The following is a 23,806-nucleotide window of genomic DNA, read 5'->3' on the forward strand; positions in this document are numbered from 1 at the left end:
ATCATGAAAAAGGGAGTTTGAGCGTAATCCGTTCGGCTTCCTTTTTTCTTTTTATTTCTTCCCGTTCGCCTTTGCGGAACACGTAGACAAGTCCGAAGCGTTCGCATTTCTGGCGGCGTTCTTCTTCATCCTCGATGTCGGCATAGTGAGCCTCGATCTCGTTCCACAGGGAAAGGACATATTCGTCAGCTTCAGCCCGGTATTGTGCTACTTCCGCGCTGCAACGGGCGGAGTTTTGTTGAAACTGTTTTTGGGAAGCGTAGCCTTGTTTGAAATTCTCGTAATTCACTTTGACCAATGCGATAGAAGGGCTATATATCGGGTTGCCGCCGCCGTTACGGGTGCGTTCTTGTTCTCCGGCAATTACTTTTGCACCCCATTCCAGCAAATCTTGATCGGAAATGAGCGGGGGAAGTTTCGTGTCGTCTTCCGCTATACCGTAGAAGGTACGGGCGATAGGCTTCAATTCTCCTCGTGCAATAGTAAAATTCAGTACTTGTAAAAAGTGCGATATATATAGTTTCGCTTTTCTCGTGTATTCTCCGTATTTCCGGCTATTTACCGTTTGTTTATCTCGGGCACATTGTGAATTTGTGATCGCCGTTTTGAATTTCGGTAAAAAGAATTCAATTTTCTGCCTTAAGGTCAATGAAAACGGTAAATTATTGATGTCGGAAAAGTCTTCTTTGTTTAAAGCCGTTTCCAATGCCCTTATCCTTGCTGCATCTGTGTTCGGTAATCTTCTGTAAGGCATACATTTAACAATTTATGGAATAATGATCAAAATTCAAATGCGAAGGTATGAAAAAAATAAAAGTAAATCAATATTCGCTCTCGAGAAATTTTCATTTATGGTTTTAGCTTTCAGAATTCTTCGTGAGAGAAATAGAATATTTATTGCCGGTAGCTTCATGGATTAATCTTGAATCTGCATACAATGTGGGCGGTTTAGAATAAAGAAGAGGCTCGACAGGAATGAAGAGCCTCTTCTGATTGCAAGTAATATTTGTCGTTAATTTAGTTTATTCTTGAACCCATCGTCCTGCTTCAATATCTTCTAACGTAGGGTTATAAGCGTTGTTACTAATAGTACATTTCGTGAAATCCAAGTTTGGTATCAGGTTTTTCAAGCCCGAATAATCAGTGAGAGCCGTGCAATAGGTGATACTCAAAGTGCCTCCCAAAGTTTGCAATGCACTAAATCCATTCAAGTCTTTCAAATTAGGAAGTTTTTGATAAGTAGTTCCACCTAAGGTAAGATTTCCTTGAATCTCCGTCAACAACGGGAAATTGAATGTTTTTATGGCATTCATTTGCGAAAAAGATATATTCCCTGTAACCTGAGTCAATTTCGGGAACTCGAAAGATTCGATCCAACCGCCATAATCGGTAGTTGATAAAGAGCCTGCCTTTTCCAGATCGGGGAAAGATACTTGGAAAGGTGTAAGGGGTTTGCTGGAAGAAGTTGTTACTTGCAAAGTCCCTCCCACGGATTGTATATTGCTAATTTCGATGTCACCGGTACGTTCTTTTGTGCTTATCTTAAGATTTCCTTTTAGAGACACAGGGGTATTGTTTGCAGCTACCAATTGGGGAATAAGTGTTTCTGCCCCCTTTATAAGGGTAAAAGTAATGTCCCCTTCATACTCGCTAGGACCGAATAATTGAGTTAATTTTGCACAATTAGAAATAGTTACAGAGCCAGTGAATGAGTTGTCAAACCCTTTCGGAAACTGAAATTCTTCCAGTTCACTCAAACCGTTTAGTGAAATTCCTTGGCAATCCGTCAATGAAGGAATATTGATATCTGTCAATAGAACAGAAGAATTCAACGAAATGATTCCGCACGTGGTTAGATTTGGTAAAGACAGTGAGGTTAAGTTTGTCATGGTATATATAGTCAAATCTCCCATAGAACTCAATTTGGGTAATGAAAGTTCTTTGACTTCTGGCAATTGTTGGAATGTCAACTTATTTACCGTAGTCAATTCCGGAAACAGAATATCCGTGGAGGCTGTCAAATAACTAATCGTGGCGTTTTCTCCGATCGTTGTTAAGCTTGGGAAAGAAATCACGGGTAAGTTAACCGCTTTTACGGATAAAGTAAAAGTTTTCGTCACTTGAGCTAAACTGGAAAAATCCAAGACCTCCATTTCATGGTTGTTTGTGGTACCTGAAATATCAAAAGTATTTACCGTCGTTAATTTGGGGAAAGCGATACGGGTAGGTGTGTAGAAGCTGGTAATTTTAATTTCCCCGGCATTTACCAGTTCCTTTGCTTCCAAGGCTTCCAATGCCGTCAAATTTGAAAATGAAAGTTCATTGGTTACTTCTTGTAACGAAGAAATGTCTATTTGTTTCAACTCAGACATGTATTGTACGCTGAATTTTCCTCCTACCCGTTGTAATTTAGGGCAAAGTAAACGTACAAGATTATCATTCTTGTTCGCGGAAGTTCCCAGTTCTATATCGCCTGTACACACTTCTAATTCCGGTAGGTCAATCTCCTCCAGACTTTTGCTGTTCATGTATAATTTGCTGATACGTTTTAATGTAGGCAATGTTAAGGTTTGTACACAATTGGAGTTCATGATGATATCCCCGACTTTTTCCAATTTTGGCATATCGATGTTCATATTCGTGGTAATATCGCTGCTATTCTCTTGTGTTCCAATCATGATAGCTCCCGCCTCACGCAAGTTTTTCAATCCGTCCAAACTGTTCCCGGTGTATGTGTTACGGATAATAATGGCCCCTTTCACGCAAGTTAATTCTTGTAGGGGAGATAAAGTTACAATTGGATCATCCTCGATGGATGTGGAGCCGATAACCAAATTCCCGTTAATAATATTTATGCCCAATTCGGCAAAAGCAGCCACTTCTGCCTGGGTATTCAAAGATACACTCTCTTCCGAATAGACATTTTCCCGTACGATTTTCAACGTGTAATGTCCCACGGAACCGTTATAAGCTATTAAACGGAAAACCTGTTCCGAGTCCCAATCGGTAATTGTAGCCGGATCGGGAAGGACGCTCGCTTGTTCACAGATTTCGTAAGTGACCTTGGCACCTTCCAAAGAAATGTTGCTTGGTACGTGGAGTATTAATGTGCTATCCGTTATGGCAGCTTCGTAAATCTCGCCTTCCGCGGAGGTAAGTGATAAAGAAAGAAAATGTGCGTCTGTTCCCAAATAAGGTAAATCCTCATCGTTATCCGAGCATCCCCACGCCATCATGACACTCGTGAACAAGACGAGTGCATAAATAAAGTATTTATTTTTCAGGTTATTCATATCATTCATTGTTTAAAAATTAATTTTCCGGGGTATATCTTCCTGCCTTCATATCATCCAGAGTGGGATTGTAGGCACAACCGGAAACTTTCCATTGTGAATCATTTAAAGCCTCTACGACATTTTTCAAGGCAGAAAAATTTGATAAGTCTCTCAAATCGGTGATGGAGACACTCCCCACTTCTGTTAGCATAGGGAGATCCATTTGTGTGAAATCACTAGGCAGCCAAGTCATGCCGCTTAAAGTGAATTTTCCTCCGATTTTTTCCAATACCGGTAGTTCTAGAATTTCCAGATCTCTTAAAGATGAAAAGGTGAAATTTTCACGTACTAGTTTTAATTTTGGAAGCCGCAAGTAATTCAACAAGTACATTTGAAAAGTTGCGGAACCCACTTCCTCTAAATCAGGATATGCGAGATCAGAGAAAACACTTCCTCCCATACCGGATATTACATTGATTTTTTTAATCCCTGTTATTTCATAAGTCGGATTGTTTTTGAAATTGTCTAACTCAAAAGTTCCCGTGATTTCTTGTAAATCTTTGAACGGGAATGGAGGTAGTTCTTCGGAAAGGGCATTAATTGTCAAATTCACAATCGAGGGGCGACTCTCCACTTCGGTCAATTTAGAACATCCCCCAATTGTTAAAGTTTGCAAGTTTTCTATAGCGGTAAAATCCAATTTCTCTACTTCAGGGATATAGTATATCATGATCGTAGCACACTCCGATAATTGGGGTGTAGAGAAAGTCGGCCCGTAATAATGTTGAATGTTTAATGTCCCGGAAACCCGTTCCAATGCCGGGAATTCCATTACATCCATTTCATTCTTGGTGTTTGCGGTAAACTTAAAGTCTCCATTCACGCTCTTTAAAGATTGTAAATTCAGTGATTGGAAAGCTACTTGAGGATTCGAGAAATTCAAATTAAGACTGAATTGATTGCATTGTTCTATTTTAGGCATACTGAACGAAGTCAATGAATTCGTGTAAGCCACATCTATATCTCCGGAGATTTCTTTCAATTCCGGGAAAGCAAGTGCATGTAATTTCGTTAGATTTTTTGCGATCAATGTTCCATTAATCTTTTCCAGTTTCGGGCAGGAAAGTTCTGTCACGCCTTGGTAATATTGTAGCGTAAATATTCCACCGATGCTCTCTAGGACAGGTAAAGCGATACTTGTAAGCATCGTGTTGGCACTCGTCTTCATGGTGAAATTGGTAACGCAATTCACTAAAGACGAGAAGTCAATACTTCCTAATTTACTGGCAGAGAGGTACAACCATCCGGTTTCCTGTAATGCCGGAAGATGCAGGCTTTTGACTTTTGTGGAGTTTACCACCAATTGTCCCAGATTTTTCAATGCCGATAATTCTACGTCGAATTCATTTAGGCAGTTCAATGCCGTGGAGGTGGTTCCTAAATAAAGTCCCGCTGCAGAACGAATCTTTTCTAGTCCCCTTAAACTTGTTCCGGCGAAGGAATTGTTCACGATGATATTCTGCTTTACTTCAATCAGGTTGCTCAAAGCCGAAAGGTCCTTAATCGTATCAATTCCTTCTTCCAGGTTGTTGTTACCGATGATCAAATCGCCTTCAATAATGGTTATTCCACTGGCAGCTAATGCATCTACGTCCGCTTGGGTGATTAAAATCACTTCACCTTCACTGGATACTTCTGTACGTGTCACACTGTACGTGTATTTTTTTGTTTCCTGGTTATAGGCTGTTACTGTAAATGCTTGTTCCGTATCCCAATCCGTGATTTCTGTCGGGTCGGGAGTAACCGAAGCTTGTTCACAAAGAGAAAAATTCACTTTTGCACCGGTAAGTGACACGTTTAACGGGGCTGTAACTACAATTTTATTACCGGTTATCGCTCCCGGGTAACAATCCCCATTGGGAACAGTTAAAGAAAACGAGATAATCGAGTTATCGCTTCCGTTGAAAGGAAGCTCGTCATCATCATCGGAACAGCTGAAAACGAGCAACGTTCCGAGTAACATTAACAGGTATAATTTTATATTCTTCATTTCAATTGATTTAGATTGTTATTTTTTCTCCCGAACTTGGGACTGATCTCTAAAAATAATTCATAATTGCGCCTTGGCATGGGGCGTGACAGTACGGTAACATATTCCGAGTCGAGTAGATTGTTTACGATTGTCTTCACGGATAATTCCGTCCATTTCCACGAGAAGCGTTTCTCTATGGAGAAATCACTCATGTAGTAAGGTTTCAATCGTCCGGTGATATACGAGACTTCATTGCTGGTTGTGGTGAATCGTTCGCTGTAATAACTCCATTTGTATGAAAAATTCCAATTCTTCCATGACAGGCGGGTGGTTACAGCCGCTGAATATTCCGGTATGTAACACAACTGTTTCTCGTAAGAGGCATCATTGGAATTGATTTGCTCCCCGTAATTCTTCGAGGGTGTCCATGCGAAATTACCCGAAATATCCAACACGGTATTTTTCGAAAGAAAAAACATGTTGTCACTCGTCATCTCCACCCCGTAATTATGTACTTCCCGTACATTTGACGGTTGCCAGAATCCTTTTGTGTTCGGAGTCCAAAGGATCCAATCGTCGATGTAGGAGTTGAATACAGTTGCGTTACCTTTCAACAAGTAATGTTTCTGGGCAAGTTGGAACTCTACGCCTCCATCATAGGTAAAACCATGTTCTGCCTCCAGCTCAGGATTACCACCCGGCTGAAAATACAGGTCATCCAATGATGGATAACGGTAATTGCGGGCGATGGAAGCCTTTGCCACTAAATTCCAGCGTTCGGAAATGACATAATCCAGAAATAATGCGGGAATAACAGGAATTGTATTCTTCCCGTACATTTCCTCGCGTAGACAAGCGGCTATGGCCAAACGCTCTGCAGGTTTCCAGCGAGCGGATAAGCAGGCCGTCATTTCAAAGCGTTTCTTGTCGTAATTATTTCCAATGTGATAAGGACTTTTGTCTTTACTTTTCACTTGATTCTCGTAAATATTCACATCAGCGGAAAAGAACAATCGGGGAACGGGGGAATATTCCACGGCCAATTGCCCGTACCAAGTGTTCACGTAGCAACGGGAATGGGTGATATCCGTGGACACCGCATCTTGTCGCTTCGTGAAGTAATCATAAGCGATATCGGAATAGACGTATCCTCCTTTTGCGCTCCATTTGAAACAGTCTTGAAGATAATCCCATGACAAGACTGTGCGTGAAGTATGAATTTTTTGCTCGTTCGTGAATTCCGAGTCCTGTTTGTAATCTACGCTTAAAAAAGGCAATCCTCGTTTGGAAGCCGTGTACCAGCTTGATATTCCCCACCGATGACCTCGGTTTGAGCGGTAATATATTTCTTGTAATGCATGTAAGTCATCGAAATAACCGCTCTTGTTCCGTTCTTTCGGGTGATAGGAATTCACTAGAATGTCATTTTCGTAAACATCCGTTTTTTTGTCATAGTTGGTATATTTATAGTCATTCTTTGCCGTGGAATAGACTACTCTGGAGGAGGTTTGCCAATGATAATTTCCGTACGTTAACCGTAAAAATTGATCGTAAGTGTCAAAAGAACCGATGCCTTGAATGTATTTCACTTGGATTCCATCTTTTTGCAAAGGTTTTGTCTGCAAGTCGATAGCACCTCCCAGACCGCCTCCTGTCAGACCGATCGACGAGGCTCCATGATAAAGGGTCGCGTCATCGATAAAATAGGAGGGAATCATGGAAAAGTCCACGGTCCCGAGCATCGGAGAATTGATCCTCATACCGTTCCACATTACTTGCGTGTGTGATGCCGAGGTCCCTCTGAATTCTGCCGTTGATTGTGTGGCACGGCCGTAACTTTTGACAAATACTGTTGAATGCACGGATAATATATCTGCTAGTGAAAGAGCTATGTTGTCGTGTAATACAGCCGTATCCAGACGGGTTTTCTGGATCCCCGTATTCTTCAACGGGCGTTTCCCCACGATAGAAACAGAATCCAACTCTAAGCTATAAGCCACCTTTTCTTGCTGGGCTTTCACTACAGAAGAGATCCCCGCCAATAGCAGTATATTCACGACAACACGCCACATAATCACCTTTATTTATATAAATGATAATCAAATATAGGTTTCACTTCCGTGGAGATTTCTCCCAAGTTGGGCGTATAACCCACCGGTGCGGTTTGAACCTTCACGAAATCGATATATTTCAAGTTCGCCGGCTTCCCGTCAAATGTCACCGCGTTGGAAATTTTGAAATACCCGGTCTCTCCGGCAATATCTTTAACATAGTCAGACCCTAGATTATCCGTGTAACCCCAGGGATAAGCAGGCATTAAAGAGGCGCCGTCCTCGTAAGTGGAATGATCCACTAAGCGGGAACAATAGAACGTGACTGATCCTGAGGGTAACCACGATTGATAGTAAGAATCCGAGGGATTCCAATAGGTCATGTGAGGAACGATACCACTTTTGCCTAAGTTATCTGTCCATTTGATGGCAACCTGTTTTTTCGTCGGTTGGTAATAGGTGATGGCGTATTCTAAGATTTGATTTTCCCCGCCATACTCGGAACCTTTCAATTCGTACCACGTGTCGTTGGGCAATCCGTCGCCATTTTCATCCTGACTTACCCAAATGATACCTGGTTCGGATTGATACCCGTAAGGATTACCTCCGATGATTAAGTCATACCCACCATCGCTATTTTCCACGCTATGGTCGAAACCGACAATCACGTAACCTCCACAAGCTCCCAGCGAGATGCTCCACCATTGACCTTCAGAAAGTCCGCGTTCGAAACGGTTTATGATGGTGTCGCATACTGCGGCATGAGTGATGTTGGCCGGGTATGAAGCCCCGTACATGTAACCATTTACCTGGTGACCCGGTGCCGGCATAAATTCATATACCCGGTTGATCAAGGCCCTGCTCTCGGCTGAAGGGAAACGCCTGTAAGTACCTTCCGGGGGACAAACATTCATGGTGAACTCTTGACTTACAGTGCAGTATTCATTCTTCATCGTCAATACCAACTGGTGGGTTCCTTGCGTTTCACCTTCGAAAACATATTCCGTGGCGTTACTTTCGTCTACCACTTTCCCGTCTAATGTCCACGTGTAAGTACCATCAAAATCATTTTCTATAAAATAACTTTTCACTTTCACGGAACGTCCCACCGACAAATTGAACTCCGTTTGCGGGAATTTCCACGAGAATGGTAATTCTGAAGGTTCGCAAATGTTTACAGTAAACTCCACATGATCTTCTCCGTCATTGGAAGTTGCTGTCAAGGAGACCTGATAACTACCAGTTTCAGCCTGTTTGAACGTGTATTCCAACGTCGAAGCAACTAACGTACCGTTCACTTTCCAGGCGTAAGTAGCATTCTCTCCGTTTTCCACTTCAGGGACAAAAGACAATTCCCGGTTCTGAATGGTCTTGAACCCTTCTTCTGGAATATAAAGAGAAATCATCGGGGCATTCAACGGCAGTACCGTGATCTTCAACTCCTCTTCGGCAATCCCGTAATCATTCATTACTTGCAGTTTTAGGAAATATTCTCCCGTTTCGACCTCGTTAAACGTGTAAGAAGATTCGCGTCCGACTATTTTCTGATTTAACTTCCACACGTAAGAAGAAGTTTCGTCCACGTAATCATACGTGGGTGAGATCACAAGATCTCTGCCTACTTTCACCCGATAACGGGCAGACTCGGCATCCAGTGTAATCACCGGACTCTCTTTCATGATTGATTCTTTGTCGTCCTCACACGAAATGAAGAGCAACATTCCCAAGAATACTTTAAAAAAAATACTAAATCTCATGTTTTTTCTATTATCACTTAAAACTAAACGAATTCGGATTAATTCCTACTCGGAACTTGTCAATTAACACGCCTTGCGAGGAATAACGATAAACTACCCCGGATTGCGAGTAATCCACGGCATCTGCCACATAGATATCCGAGTTCACGGGATTCACGTTCAAACCGTAAAGTTTATGCTTTTTCCCGTTTGCGTCGATCTCGGCCGTGATAAACGGGCGCACGGGCAAGTGGGCATCCGTCACGCTCATCCGATAAACATCGTTATTGATCAAATAAAGTGTATCTCGGCCGCCATTCAATGCTATTTGAACATTAGCCTCATCGGTATCTAGAGCTTGCTCCTGTTCAATTCTCCGGGTCGTGGCGTCGATTTTATATAAATATGGGATATTATCCCCGTAAACATCTTCGGACGTGGCATAACCGCCATCGGTGATCACCCACAATTTTCCGTATTTATCTATTTTCATGGATTTAGGTTGCCAACTGCTCAATGTGATACTGTCGCAGACTTCATCCTTTTCCGTGTCGATCACCAGAATTTTGTTGCTGTATGACCAGCAATTGGTAAAGACATATTTCCCGTACTGCACCATCTCTTCCGTGGAACTATATCCTCGGTTGGAAGGTTGTTTTGTCGGTATTGCCCCGATATACTTGAATGTCTTCGGGTTAAAAATATTCACGTAGGGCGAATATAAATCCGTCACGTAAGCTTTGTTTTCATTCACGATATGCACGAACCGGGGATTGATCATCTTTGTGCCTTCTGTCTCGAGTTGTCCCTGTACTTTAAAGGTATTTATGTCAATTCCCCAGACTATACCGGAGTTTTCCACCGCGATGTAAGCAGTTCCATCGTAAATGATCACGGATTGCCCCGTGTCGCCCAGTTTGCGATCGTTTGCCCGGTAGAAAACTCCATTTTCCACCTCTTTTGTGACGGGATCGTAATACGACAAGGTCGCGTTTCCCGCGTTAAAATTTCCCTCGTTCAAGATGAATACTCCGTCTCCGGAAACGGAAAATTCTTCTTCCTCGTTATCGCCCACGTTATCACACCCTCCTGAAAAAAGAAGAAGAAGCAGCATGAGATTGCTCAAAAAACATTTGTAATTCATAGTACTAATTGTTAGTTAATATTAATATTTTACGTGGAAAATAACTCAAAGCGAGCATATACACACCAACCGATGCGAATATCAATTCGATTCAATCCTGTAACCCGCGCAGGAGTATAAATCCACTATCATTTACCAAAAGCAGGTCTTCTGACTTGTCCCATTTTGATGCCTTCCCAGAGTAATCCAGTGGCAAAGAATATCAAAACACGATCTCTTTCGAGATAGAACTTACAGCAGCGGGGACTGTTCAAGATTTTCACTTGATTCCCTTTTAATCAAAGGCTATAAAAATTTAGCCTTGAACTTTTGACGTCGCGAAAATAGTGTTTTTTATAATTATTGTTTGTAGAACCGTTTACTTTTTTCGATTTTTATCGGGGAATCGTATTTTTATAGTGGGTATAATTCTCGATAATATTGTTCACGAAATTGAAAGTTTGTTTACCGTCGCAGTAACCGTTGCGGGACAGGGAATCCCGGTATATTTCGGGGCGGGATTTGTATCGGATGAAATAATCCACGTTATTATTCCACACGTTGGGGTTCTTGCCGTAGGATTCTGCCAATCTCATGGCGTCGAACACGTGCCCCGCTCCGGCATTGTATGCTGCCAAGGTAAATTTGATGCGGTTCAAGGAATCGAGATCGTATTTGGCAAACATTTTTTCGAGGTATTTCAAGTAATAAGCCCCGACATGGATATTATCCTGCGGTTCTATATAATCCTCGAATCCGAGTTGGAGAGAGGTTTCCGGCATGACTTGCATTAACCCGACCGCCCCGTAATTGGAGGTTGCCTCGGGATCGAAACCGGATTCCTGGTAAATCACGGATGCCAATAGACGCCAATCCCAACCTATTTTTTGGGCTTCCTTTTTGATGATCGGGTCGAAACTGGAAATGACACCGTTTTTCAGCTTGTAATACTTGGAATTGTGGAGTGATGTGACATAATTGCTCTTGTAATAACGATTGTAAAGTACGGGAAATTTTTCTGTTTTCTTCATTGCCTCCAACCATTGATTGAGTTCTTGAAGCAGGTATCTTGTATTCCCGGATACAGCCCACGCTACGGGTTCCAAGTCGGATAGTTCCAACGAGTAATCTATATGTGTCATGTATTGGGCTGCTATCTGTGCGATGTTCTTGTCTATCACGGTGAGCGGGAGTTCACTTTTTTCTACTTGCAGGAGAATATCTTCGTAAGTCAAGTATTCTACTTCCGTGATTTTTAAATCCAGCTGAAGGGAATCACTCAGTTCCCGGAGGAAACTTTTGTACGTGGTGCCTTCCTGAACGAAAATTTCTTTCCCTTTCAAGTCATGTACGTCACGAATCAAGGAATCTTGTTTTTTATTTTGTACCAACACTTTGTTCGTGCTGAATAACGGGGACGTGAAATTGATTTGTTCTTTGCGGTCTTTCGTGACCGAAAGACTCATCGCCACGAGATCGTATTTGCCTTCGTTCAATTCCCGCAGACTTTCTTCCACGTTGGCATTGACGTCAATGTGCAACTTGACACCGAGATAATCGGCGAAGTCTTTTACCAGATCGTAATGAAATCCCTTGGGAACTCCTTTATACACGTAGTAGTCCGTTGTGTTGTAATAGGTGCATACATTTAGAACGCCCCGTTGCTCGATTTTCTCCAACGTGCCGTCTTCGGGTATAATGAATGGAACTTCTTCTTGTTCTGTTTTACAAGATGACAAACAAAGCAAGAACAACCACGTGTATGTAATAATTCTTATTATATACATGATGCAAAGATACGAAATAAAAATTAAAATCGTGTAAGGGCGATTTCGAGAGAGGGGAGTCACACGGGAAAGATCCCGGGTAAATCTATGGTAAATAAGGGGATGGGCTAGCTTAATTACGGAGTTTCTTCGATACAACTTCGAAGCAATTTCGCTCGAGGGCGTTTATGTTACGTTTATGCTACGTCCATGCTACGTTCATGAGGTAGGGTATCGGTTAACTATCGGTGGGATATGCCGGGAGATATCATTATGAATTTGTGATATAATTTGGCTATATAAAAAAATGGTTATTTTAAATTTCCAGTTTATTTGTTTTTTATACATATATTAAGTTTAACAGGAAAAACGAATATATTTTGTGTATCTGTGGTGAGTGTATATTGTACTGTGTAGCTATGTATTTGAAGGAAAAATATATACTATAAAAATATCAATAAACGATCGTTTATTGATATGCAAATATATGGTGAGTTTCCAATTTCCGCAAATTATTATGTGCTTTTTTTTGTTCAAGAAATCAAGCACTTGCATTATATTGACAATAAAAACAAGTTAATCTGATTTAATTTCATGAAACGATCATTAATTGATCGTTTTTTATGACACGTAATTGAGTCGATATCATATGTAAATATGGGGATTTTTGCATAAAGAATGTTTTCGTTTTGATTTACAGTGGAATTGTATGTGTTTATTGTAAATATTGGAAAATGTTTATCTACAATAATTTATTGGCGTTTGTAATGAAATAAACAAATAATTATACGTGCGAAATATGAAAAGATCACATGATGTTTTTTCAAGTTCGGTTGTCAGGAAATGTATATTGCTCTTGTTCATGAGCGGAATGACAACCTTTGCTTTTGCCCAGAAGTGGGGGGTAAAAACGAATTTATTGTATGACGTGACAACTACATTTAATCTAGGAGTGGAATTCGGGCTTGCTCCCCGGTGGACGTTTGATTTGTCGGGAAATTATAACCCTTGGACTTTAAACAAGGGCAAGAATAAAAAAATTAAGCATTACTTGGTACAACCTGAGTTGCGGTATTGGCTGTGCGAGAAGTTTCAAGGGCATTTTTTCGGTATTCATGCCGGGTTCTCTGAATTTAATTTTAGTGGTTACCGGATTCCTTTTTTGCCTAAACGTGTGAAAGATCATCGTTACGAGGGTTGGGCGTTATTGGGTGGTATTTCTTACGGTTACTCGTGGATATTGGGCAAGCGCTGGAACTTGGAGGCGACAGTCGGCGGCGGTTATATTTATTTCGACTATGACGCGTACGATTGCGAGAAATGCGGTTCTTTCCGAGGCAACAACACGAAAGGGCGTTGGAACCTGACAAAGGCGGGGCTTACATTAGTTTACATGATAAAATAGACGGAAAATTATGAGAACGAGAAATATATTGCCGGCTTGTTTGCTGGTACTCTTGTCGGGAGAGGCTTTCTCCCAGGTGAAGGTGGAAAATTCTTCGGTGAAGAAACAGAAACGGGATGTTGAGGTGCGTTTCGAGATACGCGAAACGCCGGGATATGTCCGTAGCCGCCAGAAAATGGTGCTTCGCCCTTACTTGTACTCGGGCGTGGACACTCTGTGGTTGGCGCCTGCACAGTTATACGGGAAAATCCGTTACAAACGGGAGCGGCAGGAACAAACACTGGCGGGAAACCGTGATTGGACTCTGGAGGGGTATAATAAATTGAAAGGCGCCACGTTGGTGTATGCCGAGTCGGCACGTTACGAGCGTTGGATGAAATCGGCGGGTTTGGGAATAGCTTATCACTTGGAAGGGTGTGGATGTGAATGTTGTGATGGCGATCAAGTAGTTCCGGTTGGTCCTGTATACGTTGCCCCGGAACCGGAAGTAATTCCTGTTACCCCGGCAGCGAAAAACTTCGAAGTGCTGGAAGCGAAGAAACGCTGGAACTTCAGGGAGGAAATGAAAGTGTTTTTCCCCGTGTCGAAGACTGTGTTGCACGCCGACAAGTACGGGAACCAGAAAACGTTGGATGATATTATAGCCGGGATTCGTGAGATTGGCGATAGGGAAAAATTGCGTTTGCAAGGCGTGGAAATCACGGGATTCGCTTCGCCCGAGGGAGGGGTAGCATTAAATACGCGTTTGGGAGAAGGGCGTGCCCGGGCGTTGAAAGATTATGTCCAAAAAGAGTTACCGGATTTGCGTGACGAGGATTTCGTGTTGGTCAACGGTGTCGAGAACTGGGATGGATTGCGACAATTGGTGGCGGCATCAGACATGGAATATCGTGACGAAGTGTTGGGTATCCTTGACGATGCATCGTTAGGCGCGGGGCGTAAAACCGCGTTGATGAAATTGGCGGGGGGCAAACCTTACCGCTATATGTTGAAGGAGTTCTACCCGGGATTGCGCAACGCTTGCTACGTGTCGGTATTCTATGACGTGTTGGGCGACAAGGCGGCAGACGCCGTGAATGCCGCCAACGAGTTGATCCGTGCCGGGAAGTACGCCGAGGCGTTGAAGATGCTGGAGCCTTACAAGAATGACGATCGCACTTTCAATTCTATCGGGGTTTGCTACATGATGATGGAAGAGGAAGAAATTGCCATCGAGTGGTTCGAAAAAGCAATCCGTGCCGGACATGCCGGAGCAGAGAAAAATCTACAACAAATCAAATAATTGTTAAACATAAATAGTTTGAATTAACTTTTAGTCCAAAATTTTAAATTAAAATCTATGAAACTGAACAAGTTAGTGCTGGTTGCATTGATGGCTCTAGGAGCTGTCGCTTGTGACAAGAATGACGGGGAAGAAACGAGTAAAGCCCCGAAAAGTGTGAGTTTGAAATTGGCGAACGTGAAAGCCATTTCAGCGAGATCCGGAGACGGAAAGCCTATTGTAGCCCCGGAAGGAGGTACCGTGAAAGCAACAATTAGTGATTTTCACGTGTTCTTCACGGATGGTATAAATTTGTATGAAGGAAAATCAAGTGCGGGAGAAACTACGGAACATGCCTTTACTATTACAAATAACCAGCTTCCGGAGAATATACAATTTCACTTTTTGCCTTACAGTGTGAATAAAGTGATTGTTGTTGGTAATGCGCAAGCTAATAGTTCGGATTTCACGAACGTGAAAACTTATGCTGATTTGACCGCATTGAAAAAATCAATTGATGACCAACAAGATATTGAGAAATTGATCTTATGGGGAGAAGAAGAATTGACTTTCAAGAACAACGAAGACCATGGAAACTTGTATCAGGCAAGCGTAAATGTGGTACCGTTGATCGCTCGTTTCGAGATAGCCGGTTTTACTTGTAACTTTAGTGATCCGGCGAAGTATTCTGCAATCGAATTGAAACAAATTGCAGTTAATAATTACTACAAGCAAGCAACAATCTCGGGTGCAATTACATCTGCTGATTTGTCCAAAGCAGATACGGATGAGGGGAATATCATGAAATTCTTGGTAGACGGAACCAGACCGGGATGGAGTCATGATGTCTTGGCTGCAACGTTGACTTCGACGAGCAACACGGATGATCATGCGAATGCCCCGTTCTACTATCATGTATATGGTGATGTCCAACCGGAATTCGTTTTGCAGGTTGTGGGTGACAATATGCCTCTTTTTGTTGTAACCAAAGGATTTATAAAAAATGGAGAGAATGCGGTGTTGACCGACTTCGCTGCCGGAAAGATTTACAAGTTAAATTTCACTTTTGATGATACCGTGTTTGAGCAACCGCAAAAATGCGTTAACGTGACAGTTGATGTTGTTGCGTGGGAAATCGTTCCCGTAACCCCGGCATTCTGATAAAGTTCTTTCGAGAGCGGAAATAATAATTGATGGCGAGAGGCGGGAGGTAAAGACTCCTCCCGTTCTCTCCAACTAAAAAAAGAAAAACATACAGGTATGAAATTAATAAAGGATGTCTTATTCATGCTACTGGCGGTAGGGATGTTCGGTAGTTGTATCAAGGAGGATTTGGATGATTGCCCGAAGTACAGCGTGAACACCTTGTCGTTGAGTTACAAGGGCGACGGAACTACCGAGATCTTCAACGAGAAGATCGAGAAAGTGGTTATGTATGTTTTCGACGAGAACGAACAACTTGTAACGACGAGGGAGTTGACGAAAGAGGAGGTTGCTCAACGTGGCGTGACGATGCCGGACTTGGCTCCGGGGAGGTATCGCGTGGTGTGTTTCGGAAATATGCGGAACACGCAAACGAATGATTTGACGTGCGGTGATTGCGACAAGATGTATTGCGCTGCCGAGGAGTATTTTACCCGGAAGACAATTTCCGGGAATGATCCGCTTTATTACGCGTCGCTGGAAGTGGTGGTGACGGAGGAGGATCAACACTGGACACAGGAGTTCGAGAGTGCTCACTACAAAGTGTCGGTGGAAGTGGCGGGAGTTCCTGCCGAATCAAATTTGACGATTGAGTTGTGCAATGTTTTGCCTTACACGACTTTCGAGAACGTGGCGGGAGGTGAAGCGACAACTTACGTGTTGGACTGTGATTATAAAGACGGGCTGCAAAGTGCTCTATCCCATATAATGCGCCACAAGGATCACTCGGAGGTGGACGTTTGCGTGCGCAATGCCGGGGGGAAAGAGATGGCGAAGGTGAATCTCGCCGACTTCCTGGCTGCCAATCTCATGATCGATTGCACGAGGAACGAGGTACTGATAGCCATTCGCTTCGAGTTTAAGAATGCCGACGTGGAAGTGAGTGTACCAGAGTGGTATATCGAGATGGTGAAACCTGAATTTTAAACGAGACGATTATGCAGAATATGAAACGAATATTTTTAGCGGCGTTGCTCGCTGGTATCTTCTCCGGTTGCGCGGACGAGGAGCCGGAAGGTAAGGAGACTCGTGACGTGACCGTGCAGATGAACGTGGGGACGCGTGCCGCCCATCCGGATGGAACGGCGTTTGAATCGCTGCGGGTGTATGTTTTTTCCGCCGCGGGCCAAAGGATCGGTTACAAGCAATTCACGGGGGAAGAGATCGCCGCCGGGAGTTGTCTGGTGGATATCAAGCAAGTCGTGGTAGGCGGGGAGCAGACGATGACGTATTACTTGGTTGCGGATGAAGGTGCCGTGACGATGAACAATCGTCCGTTGAATTTTCGAGAAACAATGACCGCTGGGGAGTTGGACGATATCGCTTTCGGGCTTGTGGTGAATAATAACAAATTGCCTATGGTTTGCAAGGATAGCAGGACATTGTCCATGGACGATTATGAAGAGAATACGGTCCCGGGACACGAGGGGCATTGGCTCGTTCGGGACAACACGCCCTTTCTGCTGAAGTATCCTTGCGGGAAACTGGAGCTTTATTTTGCCAAGGGACCTAACGTAACGGCGGACGGTCTGGTCGTACGTTCCGCCACGTTGTTGAGAGCGGGGTTGTTGGAGAAGAATTACGTGTTCCCGCCTGAACCCGGTAAATTGCAAGATATTCCTTCTTTCGGCACGGATATGCCGGTCGAGTTATTGAACGAGGGGAAGGTGACAAAAAGTTTAGCGGCACGGACGACCGACGCCGGCGATTACGACTTGATGAACGATAACGTGTTTTTGTTCGAGAATAACCGGGGATCCCAAAACCCCGATGTGCAAGGTGATGCCGGGGGCAACGTGGTGCGTGTGGTCTATTCCGTGAACGGGGGGACAGAAAAGACGAAAGACATTTATTTGCCGCCGGTTGAGCGAGGGCGTAATTACCGGGTATTCTGCTGGGTGGATTACCGCGGGGTGATAGAGATCGCGTATAGCGTGTTGCCGTGGAATGCGGAGGACGTGTACGAGTTGGACGGCGGGGCGCATCCCACGTATTCAAGCGCACCCTACACGGAAGGCGACTATAGCACGGACGTGTGGTATTCGGACGTGGAGGTGAATTATCCCTACCAGCGGGAAGGGTCCGTAACATTCGTGTTCGACATGCAGAGCAACCACTCGTGGACGCCGACACTGGTGGGCGGGGGCAACAAGTTCGAGATGGCGGTAATGCGTAGAGACGACAACGAGGTGATGCCGAGCGGGGCGCTCCCGAAAGGAACGTATTATATCACGGTGTGGCCGACGGACCAATCCGGAGAGGGAGATGAAGTGTCGTTGCAGGTCACCTCGCGTTCTTTGACCGGGGAGTTTGAACCGTTATTAATAAACCCGGAAAGAAAATGGCCAGCGACTGATGATAGCCAGTCCGAGATCACGATAAAACGCGTATCCCAGCAGCCGTAGGATAACAATGATAGTGTATGACGAATTAGGAAAGATATATGGATAGAATTAATAATCGTATCATTCGAGTACTGCTGGCAGTGTTGCTGTTGGCTGGATGTAGCCGGGATGGTGAATTGGCTGTCCCGGACGAGGGCAGGGACCGAATCGTCCTGCGCATAGCCTCGGAGCGAGAGCAAATAGCCCGGGCGGTGAAGGAGGAGGGCACGTCTCTCGAGAGCAAGTTGGAAAAACTGGATGTCTTCATCTTCACGGCAGACGGCAAACGGGATTACCACGAGTCGGTGGCTCCCGCGGGAGGCACGGCGGTGTTGGACAAGGCGAAGTCGGACTTCGGCGTCAGGGAGCAGTATTCTATTTACCTGGTGGCAAACAGCGTGAACCCGAGTACCTCGTTGAATGAAGTGACGACGTTGTCCGACTTGTTGCGCGTGACGGAGACTTCGGCGGGGAACAGTCTCTTGTACCAGCTCGACCCCTTGGGGGAGAACGGTTCTTTCTTGATGAGTGGCAAAGCGGAGAGTGTGGTCTTGAACGATGAATCGGACGAGAATACCGTGGTGGAGATCGGTTTAGCACGTGCCGCAGCCAAGATCGAGGTTACGCTGGTGGAGGGGATGAATACGAATGGCACGGATGACGAGGGAGATGATTACCGTTTCCGGTTTGCCGACCGCTCGTCTTCTAATACTTTTCGATTGAACAATTGGTTGGCGACCTCTTTTGTGTTTCCGGAGGTGAATGCCGCTACCTTGCCCGCCGGGGCGACACCCCGGAAAGCGGCGCCTTACGCGGGAAACATTGTCTTCGGACCGACAGGGGAAGGGGATGCCCGTACCATCACGCTCACAACGTATTCTTACTCGAATAACTGGACTGACGGGGGAGGTTTGTACGGGAACATGACTCACTTGGTGGTGCAAGTGCCTTACTTGGCTTACGACAATGCTTCGCGCTCCTATGCGACGGAACCGACGGTAAGTAATTATTACACGATTCCCGTGACGAACGGCACGCTTTTGAAACCGAATTACTTTTACCGCGTGAGGGTGACTTTACGTGGTGCCGGAGCGGACACGCCCGGCGGGGAAACGCCTTTGGAAGATATCGACTATTCCGTGGTGCCGTGGGAAGAGGTTGGGTTGGAAATCGGCGGTTCGGTGGAGCCGCACTATTTGACCTTGAACGAGAACGAACTGGAGATGTTTAACTTGGCGGAAGATGGAACCTCGTTGATGTTTTCTTCCTCGAGCCAGGTGCAGGTTCGTAATGTAAGAGCTTATTTCTATAATAAATATGGGGTAGAAACGGCGGTCCCGACTAATATTTCAAACGAGATCAAGATTACTCCCGATGAGACTTTAAACGGGAAGCTCGATATTTACAGCCCAGTCCCGACCAATAACCTGATCCGGTATATCGAGTTCGAGGTATGGAACGGTGATGACGAGTGCGATCCGATTACCGTGACTGTCAAGCAGTATCCGCAGGAGTATATCACGTCGTATTTTGGGTATTATTCTTACCGGAGTGATTTCGGATTCCATTACGAGAATCGGAATCAAACCCCTCGAAATGTATCGGTATCGTATGATCGCAACGGAAATAAAACACTCAATACATCAACAGGTGGTTTTTTTACATCTAAAGTAGTAGAAAATCAGCCTAGTAGCTATGATAATACAACGGACTATCCTATAAACTACTACTATTGGTTGTATAATGGTATGCGAACGACTAGAAGTGAAACGGCTAATCCTCGAATGTACCATGTGCAGATAAATTCTTCTGCTTTACCGGAATTTCCGGCAGATGCTAAGTTTGATGCGGAATATAAAGATTTTACATATGAATTGGGTATTCCTCGAAAAGAGAACGGGCTTACGGCAAGGGATGAAGCGAATAATAAATTGGTATCTCCGTCCTTTATGATTGCTTCGCGTTTGGGGGCTGTTTCTGGAAATTTGTCAAATTATTCTGATGAAGTGGCTTATAAAATTGCGGCAGACCAGTGTGAACAGTACGTGGAGGTGTACTATCCCCGGGATGAAAAAGGGAACAGGCTGAGAGACGAGAATGGAGATTTATTGCCGGCTGTCGTTTTAGATGACTGGCGTTTACCGACCAAGGCAGAGTTGTTGATTATTATGCGTTACCAGGGGACTTCGAACCAGGGTACCGATGCAATGGATTATCTCTTGAACTGGGGATATTATATGAGTGCGGAAGGAAAAGTATTTAATCCTTATTATAGCACAAGTTCTAGCTCAACAGCTATCCGTTGCGTGCGAGACCATTATGAAAATAAAGAGACTAAAAAATAAACGGTTATGACAGAACGATTGATATGGAGAATGGTCGTGAGCCTGCTGGTGTTGCTGGCGACGGCATGTTCCCGCGACGAGTTGGACGGGGATAGCGGGGCACGCGTGCCTGACGGGTACGTGGCAATCCGGTTCGGGACAGACGTGCCGGAGATGCAGCAAGTGGTTTCCCGGAGCGTGGACTCGGACGGGGGAGGTATTCAAGACATGTATCTTTTTTGTTTCTCGGAATCGGGGGCTTTTATCTCGACGGTAAAGGCGGAAATCGTGCCGGGGGTTGTGGATCCGGGCGTGAACGCTTCCCTGACCGGAACGTTCTCGGCGAATGTGCCCGATTATACGCGGATCATTCATTTCGTGGCGAACCAGAACTTGACAGGTTTCAACGAGATAGAAATGGGAGGCAAGCACGAGACGGAGTTGATGGCGACGTTGGTGGCTTCTCCGGGACGCATGATCTATTGGCAGCGCGTGGAGTGTCAGCCGGGAGAAAAAGATATGGCTGCGGCTTTAGGGCGATTGGGCGACAAGATAGAGATGGTGCGCAATCAAGCCCGGATTCAAGTCATGGACCCGGAAAACAACGGGTATGTCGAGGTGCTCGGTTACACGTTGCACAACACGAACGCTTTCGGGACTGTGGCTCCCTACAACGCGGAAGCCGGAAATTTCGAGTGGTCGCGAGGAGCGGACGGGTATCTTTCTTTGCCTTCTGCCTCAGAACAACAGACGCTGAAAGGAGAAGAGGACGGTTCGTTGAACCTGAACCCCGAGTATGCCGTGGAGTGCCTGAATGATATTTCCAACCCGTTGAGCGTGATATTGCACGGGATTCCCGCGGGAGGCGGGAACGCCTTGTATTACCGCGTGTTGTTGTTGGATGATAATGCCGAGACGCTTCCGGTGCGTCGCAACCACTCGTATAATATCACGATCATGGGACCGCTCACAAACGGTTACGCGACTTTCGGGGAGGCGTTGGAGGGTACGCCCACCAACAACGTGTGGATCTCCATTCCCGATGATATTAACGAGGTTTCGGATGGGACGTACCGCTTGAGCGTGGACGAAACTTTTGTGGTATTCCCGGGAACGATGCCGCAATCGGTGACGGTGAATTACAAATACGAGAAGAAGAACGCAAGCGGGGTGTATGAGCCGGTGTCCGCAAGCGAGGTACCCGACGTGCAATGGGTGACAGCCACGACGGTAGCCGGGGAAACTATTCGCACCGAGTATGACGGAAACACGGGCGTGGGTACCTTGACCATCTCGTTGAACCAGTTGAGCGCAAATGAGGCGAAACGCGAGGGGATTATCCGGGTGAAAGCGGGTAAATTGCAGCGTATGATTAAAGTGATCACGTTGCGCGACTTTACTTTTTCGCCGGCGTGGGTATCCACCCAGATTTATGCCGACATGGAAGGGCAACCGGTGACCTTGATGTTCTCAATCCCGGAGGATTTCCCGCGGGAATTGCTCCCGTTACGCGTGAAGATCGGTGCCGATTGGTTGAACGTGCGCCAATCCACCGGACAGCAATTGTCCACCGTCACGCCGATCAATAGCCCGGGCGATTTCAACGGGGAGGACGATTGGAATTTCAAGTTCGTGTACGAGGCTACGCACACGGGGGTACAGCGGGTGTATTTTAATACTGTGTTAAAACCCGAGAGCGACGGGCAAGGCGGGTACAAGAGCGGCACGATCACGATAGAGGCAGATAACTTCACGCGGCTGGAGAAAGTGTTCCCTTTTAGCGAGAATAATTACTACATCACGCTTGACGGGTTGATTAGCGTGGATGGCAGTACTTTGGACGACGAGATGCCTAATGGCGAGACGGTTTACTATTGTCTGGTACCGCAGAAAAAAAATGCGCCAGTGAATTTTGAAATTCAGTTGAGGGACGGGAGCACGGGACAGCCGGTGGCATCCGGCAATGACGATGCGTTTTTGCTTTACTCGCAGTACCTGACCCGCTTGGATGACGATGAGATCCCCGGGGGTGCCGGCAATAAGGAGTGTGATTTCTAAGAAGCGGGCGCAAGCAGCTGGGGCACGGGCGGACGCGTGTTCTCGTTCACCCCGATAGACGGAAAAAAGAACCGGAGCGAATATAAGATATACTTGAAAACCAACCGGGCGAATAGTGCGGAGGTGATTCGAGTAGCCTCGAACGAGGCAAACCCGGAGGAGCATTACGAGTACAACGGCAACCATTACCGTTCAATCACTTTCGAGTTGGCAAATTATAACCCGTTCCGTTTCTCGGGCAAGGTTTCGATTGGCGATGGCGCTGGAAATTTCGTGGAGTCGGAAAGTTGGACTTACGAGGTGGGGCAGCCCGTAAACGTGGAGTTTGACGTGACGAGTTTCCGGGGGACGGATAATAAATCGGCAGATCCGTTCGGTACCGAATTCAAGGTATATATCGATGCCCCGATGCTAGAGATCGACGAGGAGCGGAGAGGTGCTTACACCGGGGATATTTTCTATTACGACGAGAAAGCGGGATGCTTCGTGCTGGTCGTGAAAGCCGATCGGGATGATAACCGGATCGGAACGGATGAAGTGGCCATCAAGGATGTCCGTAACCCGAACGTGACGTTGAATCCCGACGAACCGGATGCAGACCAGCAAGGCGAACACAAGGTGTTGGCTTTTAAAACGAAGTCTATCGTGAGTGCCGGGGAGATCACGTTGTCGGCGGAGGCTGATGTGGTGGCTTTCGAGCAACAGTCTTTCACGATTGACAACGAGCCGATCACGGGAAGGATTCAATACAGCGAGGACGGCATCTCGTACGCTAATGTCCCGGCGGGCGCTTTCGTGACGTTTGAAGTGGAGGGCGGTTCGCCGCGTATCGGTAGCATGACCATCGGGGAGAACGGGCAATACACGTTACGTTTGCGCAAGGAGTATCGTTACGACTGGGAGAGAACGAGAATTTGGGTACATTACCGTTCGGAGGGGGGCAAGATTTACCATGCCGATGTGGTAAGTTTATCCGATTTGTTCCGGAATCCGGATTTGAAAGCGGTGCAGGAACAGTGACGATCGATTTGTAAACATTATTAATGTAAAGAGGCTGTGCCGTGATTAAGGATTCACGGCACAGCCTTTTTACGGGGATATAGGCTTGATTGAAAACCGATCATTTCCGCGTCACTACCCCATCATTACCGTATGTGCGAGGTGATGATGGGGTAGTGACGCGGAAAT

The 23,806-nt window shown here is 45.4% G+C and carries 15 protein-coding genes and 1 riboswitch; of the genes, 8 read left to right on the top strand and 7 right to left on the bottom strand.

From position 1 onward, the window contains the following. Position 1 precedes the first annotated feature (1 nt). The 7 genes from A3CY_RS0113500 to A3CY_RS0113535 form a co-directional block, all read right to left on the bottom strand. Positions 2-754: a hypothetical protein gene (locus tag A3CY_RS0113500; RefSeq protein WP_018338458.1), complete on the bottom strand. Its 753-nt coding sequence runs from the start codon at positions 752-754 to the stop codon at positions 2-4. A 268-nt stretch (positions 755-1,022) separates the two neighbouring features. After that, positions 1,023-3,302: a leucine-rich repeat protein gene (locus A3CY_RS0113510; RefSeq protein ID WP_018338460.1), complete on the bottom strand. Its 2,280-nt coding sequence runs from the start codon at positions 3,300-3,302 to the stop codon at positions 1,023-1,025. 10 nt (positions 3,303-3,312) lie between these two features. Continuing rightward, the gene (locus tag A3CY_RS0113515; RefSeq protein WP_018338461.1) at positions 3,313-5,325 is read right to left on the bottom strand and encodes a hypothetical protein; all 2,013 of its coding nucleotides are present in this window, start codon (positions 5,323-5,325) and stop codon (positions 3,313-3,315) included. After that, positions 5,322-7,379, bottom strand: coding sequence for a TonB-dependent receptor (locus A3CY_RS0113520; RefSeq protein ID WP_018338462.1), 2,058 nt, complete (start codon positions 7,377-7,379; stop codon positions 5,322-5,324). The genes A3CY_RS0113515 and A3CY_RS0113520 overlap by 4 nt, the downstream gene beginning before the upstream one ends. An 8-nt stretch (positions 7,380-7,387) precedes the next feature. Then, entirely contained in the window at positions 7,388-9,115 is a 1,728-nt protein-coding gene (locus A3CY_RS0113525) for a PKD-like domain-containing protein (protein WP_018338463.1), read from the bottom strand. A 13-nt stretch (positions 9,116-9,128) separates the two neighbouring features. Then, positions 9,129-10,238 carry a YncE family protein gene (locus A3CY_RS0113530; RefSeq protein ID WP_018338464.1) on the bottom strand — a complete coding sequence of 370 codons (1,110 nt, stop codon included), beginning with the start codon at positions 10,236-10,238 and terminating at the stop codon, positions 9,129-9,131. Positions 10,239-10,361: 123 nt separating this feature from the next. Next, a riboswitch (cobalamin riboswitch) is annotated at positions 10,362-10,564 on the bottom strand. A gap of 48 nt (positions 10,565-10,612) precedes the next feature. After that, positions 10,613-12,004: an MltF family protein gene (locus A3CY_RS0113535; protein ID WP_026207659.1), complete on the bottom strand. Its 1,392-nt coding sequence runs from the start codon at positions 12,002-12,004 to the stop codon at positions 10,613-10,615. An 841-nt stretch (positions 12,005-12,845) separates the two neighbouring features. On the opposite strand from A3CY_RS0113535, the gene A3CY_RS0113540 reads away from it, so the two are divergent. The 8 genes from A3CY_RS0113540 (at position 12,846) to A3CY_RS22750 (ending at position 23,638) form a co-directional block, all read left to right on the top strand. Continuing rightward, positions 12,846-13,388: a DUF3575 domain-containing protein gene (locus A3CY_RS0113540; protein WP_018338467.1), complete on the top strand. Its 543-nt coding sequence runs from the start codon at positions 12,846-12,848 to the stop codon at positions 13,386-13,388. Positions 13,389-13,398: 10 nt separating this feature from the next. Beyond that, complete coding sequence (locus A3CY_RS0113545; RefSeq protein ID WP_018338468.1) at positions 13,399-14,670, top strand: OmpA family protein; 1,272 nt, start codon at positions 13,399-13,401, stop codon at positions 14,668-14,670. A 57-nt stretch (positions 14,671-14,727) separates the two neighbouring features. Continuing rightward, positions 14,728-15,810, top strand: coding sequence for a hypothetical protein (locus tag A3CY_RS0113550; RefSeq protein WP_018338469.1), 1,083 nt, complete (start codon positions 14,728-14,730; stop codon positions 15,808-15,810). 99 nt (positions 15,811-15,909) lie between these two features. Continuing rightward, positions 15,910-16,779, top strand: coding sequence for a FimB/Mfa2 family fimbrial subunit (locus A3CY_RS0113555; protein WP_026207661.1), 870 nt, complete (start codon positions 15,910-15,912; stop codon positions 16,777-16,779). Between the two features lie 11 nt (positions 16,780-16,790). Beyond that, the gene (locus A3CY_RS0113560; protein ID WP_018338471.1) at positions 16,791-18,257 is read left to right on the top strand and encodes a hypothetical protein; all 1,467 of its coding nucleotides are present in this window, start codon (positions 16,791-16,793) and stop codon (positions 18,255-18,257) included. A 38-nt stretch (positions 18,258-18,295) separates the two neighbouring features. Continuing rightward, positions 18,296-20,581: a fimbrial tip adhesin FimD gene (gene fimD, locus A3CY_RS0113565; protein WP_018338472.1), complete on the top strand. Its 2,286-nt coding sequence runs from the start codon at positions 18,296-18,298 to the stop codon at positions 20,579-20,581. 6 nt (positions 20,582-20,587) lie between these two features. Next, on the top strand, positions 20,588-22,618 hold the full coding sequence (locus A3CY_RS22745) for a hypothetical protein (RefSeq protein WP_155828336.1): 2,031 nt from the start codon (positions 20,588-20,590) through the stop codon (positions 22,616-22,618). Between the two features lie 36 nt (positions 22,619-22,654). Beyond that, positions 22,655-23,638, top strand: a complete 984-nt coding sequence (locus A3CY_RS22750) for a hypothetical protein (protein ID WP_018338474.1) — start codon at positions 22,655-22,657, stop codon at positions 23,636-23,638. Positions 23,639-23,806 lie beyond the last annotated feature (168 nt).

Source organism: Butyricimonas synergistica DSM 23225 (assembly GCF_000379665.1).
GTDB lineage: Bacteria > Bacteroidota > Bacteroidia > Bacteroidales > Marinifilaceae > Butyricimonas > Butyricimonas synergistica.

Bases quoted from the DNA above. Each gene is read 5' to 3' on its own strand.
- A3CY_RS0113500 (WP_018338458.1), bottom strand. From the start codon at position 754: ATGCCTTACAGAAGATTACCGAACACAGATGCAGCAAGGATAAGGGCA.
- A3CY_RS0113510 (WP_018338460.1), bottom strand. From the start codon at position 3,302: ATGAATGATATGAATAACCTGAAAAATAAATACTTTATTTATGCACTC.
- A3CY_RS0113515 (WP_018338461.1), bottom strand. From the start codon at position 5,325: ATGAAGAATATAAAATTATACCTGTTAATGTTACTCGGAACGTTGCTC.
- A3CY_RS0113520 (WP_018338462.1), bottom strand. From the start codon at position 7,379: ATGTGGCGTGTTGTCGTGAATATACTGCTATTGGCGGGGATCTCTTCT.
- A3CY_RS0113525 (WP_018338463.1), bottom strand. From the start codon at position 9,115: ATGAGATTTAGTATTTTTTTTAAAGTATTCTTGGGAATGTTGCTCTTC.
- A3CY_RS0113530 (WP_018338464.1), bottom strand. From the start codon at position 10,238: ATGAATTACAAATGTTTTTTGAGCAATCTCATGCTGCTTCTTCTTCTT.
- A3CY_RS0113535 (WP_026207659.1), bottom strand. From the start codon at position 12,004: ATGTATATAATAAGAATTATTACATACACGTGGTTGTTCTTGCTTTGT.
- A3CY_RS0113540 (WP_018338467.1), top strand. From the start codon at position 12,846: ATGAGCGGAATGACAACCTTTGCTTTTGCCCAGAAGTGGGGGGTAAAA.
- A3CY_RS0113545 (WP_018338468.1), top strand. From the start codon at position 13,399: ATGAGAACGAGAAATATATTGCCGGCTTGTTTGCTGGTACTCTTGTCG.
- A3CY_RS0113550 (WP_018338469.1), top strand. From the start codon at position 14,728: ATGAAACTGAACAAGTTAGTGCTGGTTGCATTGATGGCTCTAGGAGCT.
- A3CY_RS0113555 (WP_026207661.1), top strand. From the start codon at position 15,910: ATGAAATTAATAAAGGATGTCTTATTCATGCTACTGGCGGTAGGGATG.
- A3CY_RS0113560 (WP_018338471.1), top strand. From the start codon at position 16,791: ATGCAGAATATGAAACGAATATTTTTAGCGGCGTTGCTCGCTGGTATC.
- fimD (WP_018338472.1), top strand. From the start codon at position 18,296: ATGGATAGAATTAATAATCGTATCATTCGAGTACTGCTGGCAGTGTTG.
- A3CY_RS22745 (WP_155828336.1), top strand. From the start codon at position 20,588: ATGACAGAACGATTGATATGGAGAATGGTCGTGAGCCTGCTGGTGTTG.